General features: G+C 49.8%; 11 protein-coding genes and 1 pseudogene. 2 read left to right on the plus strand and 10 right to left on the minus strand.

Translation table 11 applies throughout. From position 1 onward, the window contains the following. Positions 1-58 precede the first annotated feature (58 nt). Positions 59-1,054, plus strand: coding sequence for an ornithine carbamoyltransferase (locus NSCA4_RS0102760; RefSeq protein ID WP_016686716.1), 996 nt, complete (start codon positions 59-61; stop codon positions 1,052-1,054). A 179-nt stretch (positions 1,055-1,233) separates the two neighbouring features. Here NSCA4_RS0102760 and NSCA4_RS15955 read toward each other — a convergent pair. The 10 genes and pseudogenes from NSCA4_RS15955 to NSCA4_RS15960 form a co-directional block, all read right to left on the minus strand. Beyond that, positions 1,234-1,296 (minus strand): annotated as a pseudogene (locus NSCA4_RS15955) (transposase); the annotation flags it as partial. A gap of 77 nt (positions 1,297-1,373) precedes the next feature. Further along, positions 1,374-3,092: an arginine--tRNA ligase gene (argS, locus tag NSCA4_RS0102765; RefSeq protein ID WP_016686717.1), complete on the minus strand. Its 1,719-nt coding sequence runs from the start codon at positions 3,090-3,092 to the stop codon at positions 1,374-1,376. 169 nt (positions 3,093-3,261) lie between these two features. After that, on the minus strand, positions 3,262-4,071 hold the full coding sequence (locus NSCA4_RS0102770) for a sulfite exporter TauE/SafE family protein (protein ID WP_016686718.1): 810 nt from the start codon (positions 4,069-4,071) through the stop codon (positions 3,262-3,264). Between the two features lie 3 nt (positions 4,072-4,074). Then, positions 4,075-4,842, minus strand: coding sequence for a CDP-diacylglycerol--serine O-phosphatidyltransferase (gene pssA / locus NSCA4_RS0102775; RefSeq protein ID WP_016686719.1), 768 nt, complete (start codon positions 4,840-4,842; stop codon positions 4,075-4,077). A gap of 651 nt (positions 4,843-5,493) precedes the next feature. Next, positions 5,494-6,843 carry an exodeoxyribonuclease VII large subunit gene (gene xseA, locus NSCA4_RS0102780; RefSeq protein ID WP_016686720.1) on the minus strand — a complete coding sequence of 450 codons (1,350 nt, stop codon included), beginning with the start codon at positions 6,841-6,843 and terminating at the stop codon, positions 5,494-5,496. 318 nt (positions 6,844-7,161) lie between these two features. Beyond that, complete coding sequence (locus tag NSCA4_RS15430; RefSeq protein WP_016686721.1) at positions 7,162-7,335, minus strand: hypothetical protein; 174 nt, start codon at positions 7,333-7,335, stop codon at positions 7,162-7,164. A 46-nt stretch (positions 7,336-7,381) separates the two neighbouring features. Further along, positions 7,382-7,513, minus strand: coding sequence for a class IIb bacteriocin, lactobin A/cerein 7B family (locus tag NSCA4_RS13595; RefSeq protein WP_016686722.1), 132 nt, complete (start codon positions 7,511-7,513; stop codon positions 7,382-7,384). Between the two features lie 1,397 nt (positions 7,514-8,910). Then, the gene (locus NSCA4_RS12680; protein ID WP_016686726.1) at positions 8,911-9,099 is read right to left on the minus strand and encodes a hypothetical protein; all 189 of its coding nucleotides are present in this window, start codon (positions 9,097-9,099) and stop codon (positions 8,911-8,913) included. A 56-nt stretch (positions 9,100-9,155) separates the two neighbouring features. Further along, on the minus strand, positions 9,156-9,383 hold the full coding sequence (locus tag NSCA4_RS0102815) for a Blp family class II bacteriocin (RefSeq protein ID WP_016686727.1): 228 nt from the start codon (positions 9,381-9,383) through the stop codon (positions 9,156-9,158). A gap of 131 nt (positions 9,384-9,514) precedes the next feature. Beyond that, on the minus strand, positions 9,515-9,637 hold the full coding sequence (locus NSCA4_RS15960; protein WP_255265264.1) for a hypothetical protein: 123 nt from the start codon (positions 9,635-9,637) through the stop codon (positions 9,515-9,517). Between the two features lie 501 nt (positions 9,638-10,138). Between NSCA4_RS15960 and NSCA4_RS12685 the strand changes: the two genes are divergently transcribed. Then, a partial coding sequence (locus NSCA4_RS12685) for a tetraacyldisaccharide 4'-kinase (RefSeq protein ID WP_036537983.1) occupies positions 10,139-10,520 on the plus strand: 382 nt, incomplete at its 3' end.

A 10,520-nucleotide genomic window follows, 5' to 3' on the forward strand; every position in this document is an offset into this window, starting at 1 on the left:
TAGAGCAGCGGCAGATTGCTCATCAATGCCCGACCTGCCGGAAAGGAGAAATACGAATATGAACCTGAAAAACCGCCATTTCCTGAAACTTTTGGACTTCACGCCCGCAGAAATCACTGCCTACCTCGACCTTGCCGCCGAGTTGAAAGCCGCCAAAAAGGCAGGGCGCGAAGTGCAGAGGATGAAGGGGAAGAACATCGCCCTGATTTTTGAAAAAACATCGACCCGCACACGCTGCGCGTTTGAAGTCGCCGCGCGCGACCAAGGGGCGGGGGTGACTTATCTGGAGCCATCCGCCAGCCAAATCGGGCATAAGGAAAGCATCAAAGACACTGCCCGCGTGTTGGGCAGGATGTACGACGGCATCGAATATCGCGGCTTCGGGCAGGAAGTGGTCGAAGAATTGGCGAAATACGCCGGCGTGCCCGTGTTCAACGGTCTGACCAACGAGTTCCACCCGACCCAAATGCTCGCCGACGCGCTGACCATGCGCGAACACAGCGGCAAACCTTTGAACCAAACCGCGTTTGCCTACGTCGGCGACGCGCGTTACAACATGGCGAATTCGCTGCTGGTGTTGGGCGCAAAGCTCGGCATGGACGTGCGTATCGGCGCACCGAAAACCTTGTGGCCGTCTGAAAACATCGTCGCCCGCGCACGCGCCGTTGCCGAAGAAACCGGCGGAAAGATTTTGCTCACCGAAAACGCGGAAGAAGCCGTCAAAGGCGTCGATTTTATCCATACCGACGTGTGGGTCAGCATGGGCGAGCCGAAAGAGGCATGGCAAGAACGCATTGATTTATTGAAAGATTACCGCGTTACTCCCGAACTGATGGAGGCATCGGGCAACCCGCAGGTCAAATTCATGCACTGCCTGCCCGCCTTCCACAACCGCGAAACCAAAGTTGGCGAATGGATTTACGAAACCTTCGGCTTAAACGGCGTGGAAGTAACGGAAGAAGTATTCGAAAGCCCCGCCAGCATCGTGTTCGACCAAGCGGAAAACCGGATGCATACGATTAAAGCGGTGATGGTGGCGGCGCTGGGGGATTAATCTCAACGTAATGCCGAAATAGCAAACGGTTAACCGCGGCTGTCCACACATAGATGGAGATGGCGGCAGCGGGGTATCCTATTTTTTATAGTGGATTAACTTTAAACCAGTACGGCGTTGCCTCGCCTTAGCTCAAAGAGAACGATTCTCTAAGGTGCGAAGCACCAAGTGAATCGGTTCCGTACTATCTGTACTGTCTGCGGCTTCGTCGCCTTGTCCTGATTTAAATTTAATCCACTATAGAATCACCATTATTCATTACATAGACAAAGGTCGTCTGAAAATCCGTTTTCAGACGACCTTTGCTTATGGAAAATGCCTACATCACATCCAACACATCAATGCCCAGCAAATCCAAGCCTTGTTTCAGCGTGTCGCCGGTGAGTTTTGCCAGTTGCAGGCGGCTGTTGCGGGTTGCGCCTTCTGATTTCAGAATCGGGCAGGCTTCGTAGAAGCGGCTGAACAGGGTGGCGGTTTGGTAGAGGTAGGCGGCGAGGTAGTGCGGATACGCCGTGTCCGCCACGCTTTGCAGCACGTCTTCGAATTTCAGCAGCTCGGCGGCAAGCTGTTTTTCCAGCGGTTCGGTTAAAACGGTTGGCGCGGTCGCGTCCCATTCGCCGGCTTTGCGGAACACGCTTTGCACGCGGGTGTAGGCGTATTGCAGATAGGGGGCGGTGTTGCCTTCAAACGAGAGCATGGCGTCCCAGTCGAACACATAATCGCTGGTGCGGTTTTTGCTCAAATCGGCGTATTTGACAGCGCCGATGCCGACGGTTTTGCCGATTTTCGCCGCTTCATCCGCGCCCAATTCGGGATTTTTCTCTTTCACCAAAGCAGTGGCGCGCTCGACGGCTTCGGTCAGTAGGTCAACCAGTTTTACAGTATCGCCACTGCGCGTTTTGAACGGTTTGCCGTCTTTGCCCATCATGGTGCCGAAGCCGATAAACTCGGCTTTTGCATCCTCAGGCAGATAGCCTGCTTTGCGGGAAGTGGTGAAAAGTTGTTCGAAGTGCAGGGCTTGGCGGTGGTCGACGACGTACAGCAGGCGGTCGGCTTTCAGACGACCTATGCGGTAGCGCAGACACGCCAAATCGGTAGAGGCGTAGAGGAAGCCGCCGCCTTGTTTTTGCACGATAAATGCGGCGGGTTCGCCTTCTTTGTTTTTGAACTCGTCCAAGAACACGACTTTCGCGCAGTCGTCTTCAACCGCCAGACCTTTTTGAACCAAATCGTCGACCACGGGTTGCAAATCGTCGTTGTATTTCGATTCGCCCGCCACGTCTTCAGGGCGCAGTTTCAAGCCCAGTGTGTCATAAACGGCTTGGGCGTGCGAGAGCGAAATATCGACAAACTGTTTCCACAACGCCAACACGGTTTCATCGCCGCCTTGCAGTTTCACAACGTATTCGCGCGCGGTGTCGGCAAAGGCGCCATCTTCGTCAAAGCGCACTTTGGCGGCGCGGTAAAACTGCTCCAAATCCGCCAGCTCGAACGCGGCATTGTCTTTTTGCTGCTCGACCAAATAAGCGACCAACATACCGAACTGCGTACCCCAGTCGCCGACGTGGTTTTGGCGGATGACGGTGTTGCCCATAAATTCCAATACGCGCGAAATGCTGTCGCCGATGATGCTGGAACGCAGGTGGCCGACGTGCATTTCCTTCGCCAGATTGGGCGAAGAGTAGTCGATAACGACGGTTTGCGGTTTGTCGGTTTTCGCTATGCCAAAACGCGCGTCGTTCAAAGCCGTCTGAATGTTTTGGGCGAGAAATTCGGGGCGCAGGCGCAGGTTGATAAAACCGGGACCGGCGACTTCCGCGCTTTCAATCACGGCATTGTCCGCCAATGCTTCGGCGACCTTTTGCGCCAAGTCGCGCGGATTTTGTTTGGCTTTTTTCGCCGCACCCATCACGCCGTTGATTTGGAAATCGCCGTGTTCGGCGGTTTTGGTCGGCTGCAAGACAACGGGGCTGTCGGTGATGCCTGCGGCGGCAAAGGCGGCGGCGGCTTCGCGTTCGACGGTTTGATGTAGGTTCATGAAGTTCGGTCTTTCGGTTAAATTCAAATCAGGCGGTATTTTAAAAGAATTTGGGGTGTTGAAACAGGGCTAAGGTGAAAGGTCGTCTGAAAAAATGTGGATGGTTTCGGCGTAACCTGCCATGCCCGTTTTCAGACTACTTTTTAATGATGGCAGCGTTTGGGAAAATTCAACGGATAAGGTTCCAAGCCATTTTTATGGCAATCAGCAGCAGCATGATGCCGAAGGAGATTTTGAGCCGGCGGGCGGGGAGTTTGTGCGCCATTTTGACGCCGAGCGGAGCGCAAATCATGGTGGCGATGCTCAGGATGGCGACGGCGGGCAAATAGAGGAAGCCGCCGGAGCCGCGGGGCAGGTCGGGAACGTTCCAGCCGGTAACGAGATAACCGATTGTGCCGGCGAGCGCAATCGGCCAGGCGAGGCCGGATGATGTGCCGATGGCGCGGTGGGCGGGGAAGTTGCAATACATCAGGAAGGGGACGGACAGCGAGCCGCCGCCGATGCCGACCCAGCTCGAGGCTGCGCCGAACAATGTGCCGACCGCGCTCAAGCCGGGTAGGGCGGGCAGGTGGCGCGAGGCTTTGGGTTTTGAGTCGGCCAGGGTTTTGAGGGCGATAAGGGTTAGGAATGCGATAAAGAAGATTTGCAGGGCGCGGGTAGGCATGTATTTGGCGGTGACCGCGCCGACCAGTACGCCGAATATCATGGAGGGGGTCATACAGCGGACGGTCTGCCAGTCGATGCCGCTTTTTTTATGCTGGGCGTACATGCTGGAGAAGGTGGTGAACACCATAACGGCGAAGGATGTGCCGATGGCGAGATGTTGGGCGTAGGGGTGGCTGCTGATGCCTTGCAGTTGCAACGTCCACAAGACGACGGGGACAATCAATGTGCCTCCGCCTACGCCGAACAATCCTGCAATAAAGCCGGCCGCGCTTCCGACGGCGAGCAGGGAGAAAATGATGTCCCAAGTCCACATTTTTCAGACGACCTTTTTGGTTTTACGGTGTTTTTTCAACCAGCGCCAGGCCGCCATGATGTAGCCGGAGAGGCTGTAACCCAGGAAAAACAGGAAAAGTACAAGCGAAGGTTTCCAGTTGATGAGCAGCAAAACCAACACGGTAAGTACCATGCCCATAAACGGAACTTGGCGGCGGATATTGATTTCTTTAAAGCTCCAAAACGGGATTTGGACAATCATGGAAATGCCGGCGAAAAGCGTGATGCCCAAAGCCCACCAATGTACGCCGGGGAAGCGTTCGATGCTGTGGTTGACCCAAATCAGGCCGACAATCAACGCTGCGGCGGTCGGACTGGGCACGCCGATGAACCAGCGTTTATCGACTTTGCCGATGAGTGTGTTGAAGAGGGCGAGACGCAGGGCGGCGCAGGCGCAGTAGATAAATGCGGCCGAATAACCGATTTTGCCAAACTGCCAGAGCTGCCATTTGTAAATAATCAAGGCGGGCGCAACGCCGAAGCTCACCATATCGGCAAGGCTGTCTAGCTGTTCGCCGAACGCGCTTTGGCTGTTGGTCAGCCGCGCCACGCGACCGTCCATGCCGTCGAGCAGCATGGAGAGGAATACTGCGATCGCCGCCGTCTCATAACGCCCGTGCATGGATTGGGTGATGGCGAGAAAGGCGCAGAACAACGCGGCAATGGTGAAAGAGTTGGGCAGCAGGTAAATACTGTTGCGGCGCAGCGAATTTCGCGGCGGGATTGGCGGTTGGTTGTGCGTATCGTCCATAATCGTTTGATGATGCAGTACAAGGCAGATAGAGAGATTATACCGTATTGAGATGAAAATGATTCCTGAATGTGCAGGAGGTCGTCTGAAAATGTGTGAATACCGCTTGGTTTGTTCATTTTTCAGACGACTTTTTACCGAAATATGGGTTTTGTTGTTTTTCTAAAAACAGGAACAATCAGCCGTAAATTGCCGTATTTTTATAGTGGATTAACTTTAAACCAGTACGGCGTTGCCTCGCCTTGCCGTACTATCTGTACTGTCTGCGGCTTCGTCGCCTTGTCCTGATTTAAATTTAATCCACTATATCAAATCCGAACAACCAAACAACAGCGTGTAGCATGAGCTTTGCCCGCGAGGATCATGATTGGCCTGCGGACTCGGCATTCGTGCCATATCGGAAAAATGGACTCGTGAGAGACGGGTCGTCTGAAAAAAACAGATCAAATTTTATCAAAGCGAATATTTGAAGAGCGGAGTCAAAGAAAAAGCACCGGAACCGTTATTCATCCAGATTTTTGGTTTTCGGAAGGATTCGGAACGCCATTATCCCAAATCTCCGGATTCACGCCTGCGTGAAGATGACGGTAAGAGCAGTTTTTATTTTAATCGACCCTGTTTTCAGACGACCTTCGTCAGTCAAGCCGACGATTAATCAAACAATTCCCGCTGCGCCTGCTCTTTGGTCACGCGCACGTCGGTTTCGCCTTCGGCAAAAGTGATGTGCAGTTTCTGCCCTTGCTTCAACGCGTCGGCGTTGCGGATGACTTGTCCGCGTGTGTTTTTGACGACGGAGAAGCCGCGCTCCAGAATCTGCTGCGGCGAGACGGCTTCGAGCAGGGCGGTTTGGGCGGTCAGGCTTTGGCGGCGCTGGGCGAGCAGTTGGCGGAAGGTGTGCGACAAGGTCGTCTGAAAGCGGTCGATGTCTTGCCGGTAAACGGAAATATCGGGGCGGTAATGTTGCAGGGCTTGGGTTTGGCGTTCGAAACGGGCGGTATGGGCGCGGACGTTTTGCGTCATCGAGTAGGACAGGGTTTGCGCCAGTTTTTGGATGTAGGTGCGCTGTTCGTCGAGTTTTTGGCGCGGGTGGCGGATTTGCCGCGCGAGCCAGTCGAGCTTTTGGCTGGCATCGAAATAGCGTTGTTCCAAAACGGTTTTCAGACGACCTTTGGCTTGGGCGAGGCGGTGCAGCGATTCTTGGCGGTTGGGGCTGACCAGTTCAGCCGCGCCGGTCGGCGTGGGCGCGCGCACGTCGGCGACGAAATCGGCAAGCGTGAAATCGGTTTCGTGTCCCACGCCGCTGACGACCGGAATCTCGCAGGCTTCGATGGCGCGCACAACCGGTTCTTCGTTAAACGCCCACAAGTCTTCAATGCTGCCGCCGCCACGACAGACAATCAACACATCGCATTCGGCGTGTTGCGAGGCGGTTTTAATCGCCTGGGCAATCTGAAATTCGCTGCCCGCGCCTTGAAGGGCGGTCGGATAAACGATGACGGGAATTTCGGGCGCACGGCGTTTCAAGGTGGTTACAACATCGCGCAATGCCGCCGCCGCCAGACTGGTAACAATGCCGATACATTGCGGTCGGGCAGGCAAAGGTTTTTTGCGTTCCGCCGCAAACGCGCCTTCCGCCTGCAACTGTGCCTTCAGACGCTCGTAGGCTTCATAAAGCTGCCCCAAACCTTTGAGCCGCACCTCGTTCACGGTAATCTGAAATTCGCCCCGCGCCTCGTAAATACTGATTTTGCCCGCCACTTCGATATGGTCGCCTTCTTTCAAAGGTTTCGCCAAACGCTGCGCCGTGCCTTTGAACATGGCGCAGCGCACCTGCGCGCGGCTGTCTTTGAGCAAAAAATAATAGTGCCCGCTGGCGGCACGGGTGAGGTTGGACACTTCGCCCGCCACCCAAAAGCCGGAAAGGTGGTCGTCGAGCAGGGTTTTGGCAAGCGAATTGAGCGCTGAAACGGAAAGCGGCTCGGTGCGGAACAGTTCGGTCATGGTTTTTCAGACAGCCTGAAACAAAAAAACGGTGGTGATTATAATCGAAAAGGCCGTCTGAACGTTTCAGACGGCCTGCTGTTTTACCAATTAAGCTGTTTTGCAAAAATGCCCAATGTAACAAGCGTAGGCCGTATTAGCCTCTAGGTTGTGCAACACGAAAACCATAATTTTAGACGGCCGTTGAAAACTTCAACTGCCGTCTGAGTGTTTCAACGAAGTTACGTCGCATTACACTTGTGTCTCTCTAATACGATCGATGTTTGCTTACTCATAAGGATTAAGGTGCATCAATGATGCACCTTAATTAAGCTTTAATTAGCGGTTAGTTACATAGCCAAGGTGATAACCTGCAATATAAACCACACCAGGAGTTCCAAATGCAAGACCCCACCATACATTTGGATTGTAACCTCCGCCGGCAATTTGTTCCAAATCGTGGGGTTTTAATTCGTGCATATTTACCATATTTCCGGCAACTTGAATATCCATTCAAATTTTCCTTTCAATTTTTCAAAATTCGGTTAATGAAATCCGGTTATGATTTTGCGTCTTCACGGCCATGATTTATTGCTGCAACGAAAATAGCACCGAGAACACCTATTGCAGCTGCAGCTATAGCTGCTCCACCTGCTACATTTTCCAATTCATGTTGATTCAGTTCTTGCATCATAATCTCCTTAAGATTAAAAGTTTAAATTACTCCTGATTGTTAAGACTCAAAAACAATGAAGAAAGAAATTTTTACTTTCTCCATATCTCGGCAAAAGAAACAACTACACATCTTCAATAGCTGCGTATCTTTCGCCCAAATTCTTCAATTGTGCTCTTTAAGCCGGCCGATGCTGTATGTCCGGCGTGGATAAAAACCGAGTTGTGCAGGTATCCATGCTTCGCGCCCGCTACTTTTTCCAATTCTTTCAAGCTCAATGGTTTCATAACTAATAAACGTTTAGCTGATTTTTTTGCGCATATTTTTCAAAAAAATTATCAGATTTTTTAATCTGGTAAATAATTTGCCGAACTGTATGCGGCGTTTTTATGTAAGGCAGCAGTTTTCTAACTTCGTTCCCCCTTTTTGAGTTAGGTTTCAGTAAAGGCGGTTTAAATTTCTTTTACTGCAAAATCATAAAATAATTTGATAATTTCATAATAGAATAAGAACCCTTTTTCATAGAATAAGAACTCTTTTTCTAAATTTACTGTATGTCAGGGTTTAGAATGTCGTGGTAAAAACATAGTCATGTTAAATTATTTTATGGTTATTGCTTGATAAGCTAAGAAAAGGTGTGTTTTTGTTAATCCCGGTCAGATTTTATGCTGCTTTGCTGTCAATACATTGTCAGGTTGTCTGAAAATCCGTTTGTCGGATGCGGTTCGGTTGCTCCCGCCAGCTGTCAAAGTGTTCAGACGGCCTGAAACCAAAAACGGTGGTGATTATAATCGAAAAGACCGTCTGAATGTTTCAACTACGATTGATGCGTGCTATTTTTTAATCAATTTATCCCCTGTGAAAATCATGACAAAACTTAAAGTCATAATAAACAAACTCAGTAGAAGTGAGTTTGTCAAGCCGCGGCCAGAGAAGAAATAGCTTACTGAGAATAGTATTAGAAATAAGATTAAATATGTTAATATAAGTAATCTCATGTTGATGCTGCTTGTTTGTTTTTTATTCATTGACTACTCCTAAATTATTTAAAGAAGTTTTAATAGAAAATTTATTTATTCTTCAAGCGTTTTTTGGCTATATTAAATACAGATATTCTGATAGCAAGACATATTAATATGGAACCTGCACTGAGAAGTACTGAGTTTAAGAGACTGTACTCTGACCCAAAATAATACATGAGAAACAATGCTATTGATATTATAACAAACGTCATCTTTTCAATGGGTTTGAACATTTTTTCTTTTTTACTCATAGTAGTCTCCAATGATACAACCTAATTTTTGATATAACTGAGGAAAATGAAAGCAATATTTCACATTTTCCTCAGTTGGTTTTTAAGGTGAAAATATTTTTAATATTTCTACCATGTTCGAGAGGCTCCTCTGGGGTTCCCGTTAGTTATCTGTCCAACGCTCGCCAAGTAAACCTCCAGCGACACCTCCAACCACAAGTCCTATACCAGCACCGACAGGGCCTCCGAAAGCACCACCGCCACCTAAACCTGCACCTCCACCAAAAACGGCACCTTTCCAACTCCAGCCGCCAGTCACTTGTTCAATATCTTTAAGTTCTAATACATTCATGTCAATTCCTTTTATAATAAATTACATTGTTAATCAAGTAAAAATTAATCTAAAAATTAATCATTCCAAGTAGCTGCCGCCCCTAATGCACCACCGGCAAGGCCACCTAAGGCAGCAGCACCTGCTATGCCCCATGGACCTAATGGGGCTCCCCATTTAGCAGCACCAGCAGCTCCACCAAGAGCACCAGCAGCCGTGATGCCCCAATCGATACCGCCAGCAATCAAATCTAATTCTTCCATAGTTAATTCACGACCAAAATCATTCATAGTCAAAGTTTGCATCATAATCTCCTTAAGATTAAAAGTTCAAGTTACGTCTGATTGTTCAGACTCAAAAATAATGAAGAAAGAAATTTTTTACTTTCTCCATATCTGAACAAAAGAAACAGCTGTGTATCTTTCGTCCAAATTCTTCAATCGTGCTCTTCCAGCCGGCCGATGCTATACATCCTGTGCGGATAAAAACCAAGTTGTGCGGGTATCCATGCTTCGCCGCCCGCTACTTTTTCCGACTCTTTCAAGCTCAATGGTTTCATAACTGTATAACTGTCTGGTTAATTTTTTGCGCATACTTCTGCACATATTTTTCAGAAAAAATTATCAGATTTTTTAATCTGGTAAATAATTTGCCGAACCGTATGCGGCGTTTTCATATAAGGCAGCAGTTTTCTAACTTCGTTCCCCTTTTTCAGGTTAGGTTTCAGAAAAGGCGGTTTAAATTTCTTTTACTGCAAAATCATAAATTAATTTGATAATTTCATAATAGAAAATAAGAATTCTTTTTCTAAATTTGCTGTATGTCGGGGTTTAGGACATCGTGGCAAAAACATAGTCATGTTAAGTTGTTTTATGTTTGTTATTCATAAAGCAAACAAGATATATTTTTTGTTAACCCTAGTCGGGTTTTATGCGGCTTTGCTGTCATGAAAATCTGTTTGTCGGATGTGGTTCGGTTGCTTCCGCTCACTGTCGAAGTGTTCAGACAGCCCGACTTTCCCTACAATACCGTTTTCCTTTATTTCATTGTGAAATCAGCCATGCCCAAGCTCCATCAGATTGTTGAACGCCACTGGCAGCACCCGTATCCGCTGCTGTCTTTGCTGCTCAAGCCGTTTTCTTGGCTGTTTGGGAAGATTGCGGCCAAGCGGCGGCGGGATTTTTTGGCAGGCCGTCTGAAAAGCGAAAAACTGCCCGTGCCGGTGGTGGTGGTGGGCAATATCCACGCGGGCGGGGTGGGGAAAACGCCGGTTGCGGCGGCGCTGGTAAACGGGCTGACGGCGCGCGGGATACGGGCGGGCATTGTCAGCCGCGGCTACGGGCGCGAAGGCGGCGGCACTTATGTGTTGAACGAGCAGAGCACGGCGGCGCAGGCGGGCGACGAGCCTTTGCTGCTTTACCGCCAAACCGGCGCGCCCGTGG

Source organism: Neisseria sicca 4320, assembly GCF_000193735.1.
GTDB lineage: Bacteria > Pseudomonadota > Gammaproteobacteria > Burkholderiales > Neisseriaceae > Neisseria > Neisseria sicca_E.

Coding starts and splice junctions, on each gene's coding strand:
- NSCA4_RS0102760 (WP_016686716.1), top strand. CDS start 59: ATGAACCTGAAAAACCGCCATTTCCTGAAACTTTTGGACTTCACGCCC.
- argS (WP_016686717.1), bottom strand. CDS start 3,092: ATGAACCTACATCAAACCGTCGAACGCGAAGCCGCCGCCGCCTTTGCC.
- NSCA4_RS0102770 (WP_016686718.1), bottom strand. CDS start 4,071: ATGTGGACTTGGGACATCATTTTCTCCCTGCTCGCCGTCGGAAGCGCG.
- pssA (WP_016686719.1), bottom strand. CDS start 4,842: ATGGACGATACGCACAACCAACCGCCAATCCCGCCGCGAAATTCGCTG.
- xseA (WP_016686720.1), bottom strand. CDS start 6,843: ATGACCGAACTGTTCCGCACCGAGCCGCTTTCCGTTTCAGCGCTCAAT.
- NSCA4_RS15430 (WP_016686721.1), bottom strand. CDS start 7,335: ATGGATATTCAAGTTGCCGGAAATATGGTAAATATGCACGAATTAAAA.
- NSCA4_RS13595 (WP_016686722.1), bottom strand. CDS start 7,513: ATGCAAGAACTGAATCAACATGAATTGGAAAATGTAGCAGGTGGAGCA.
- NSCA4_RS12680 (WP_016686726.1), bottom strand. CDS start 9,099: ATGAATGTATTAGAACTTAAAGATATTGAACAAGTGACTGGCGGCTGG.
- NSCA4_RS0102815 (WP_016686727.1), bottom strand. CDS start 9,383: ATGCAAACTTTGACTATGAATGATTTTGGTCGTGAATTAACTATGGAA.
- NSCA4_RS15960 (WP_255265264.1), bottom strand. CDS start 9,637: ATGAAACCATTGAGCTTGAAAGAGTCGGAAAAAGTAGCGGGCGGCGAA.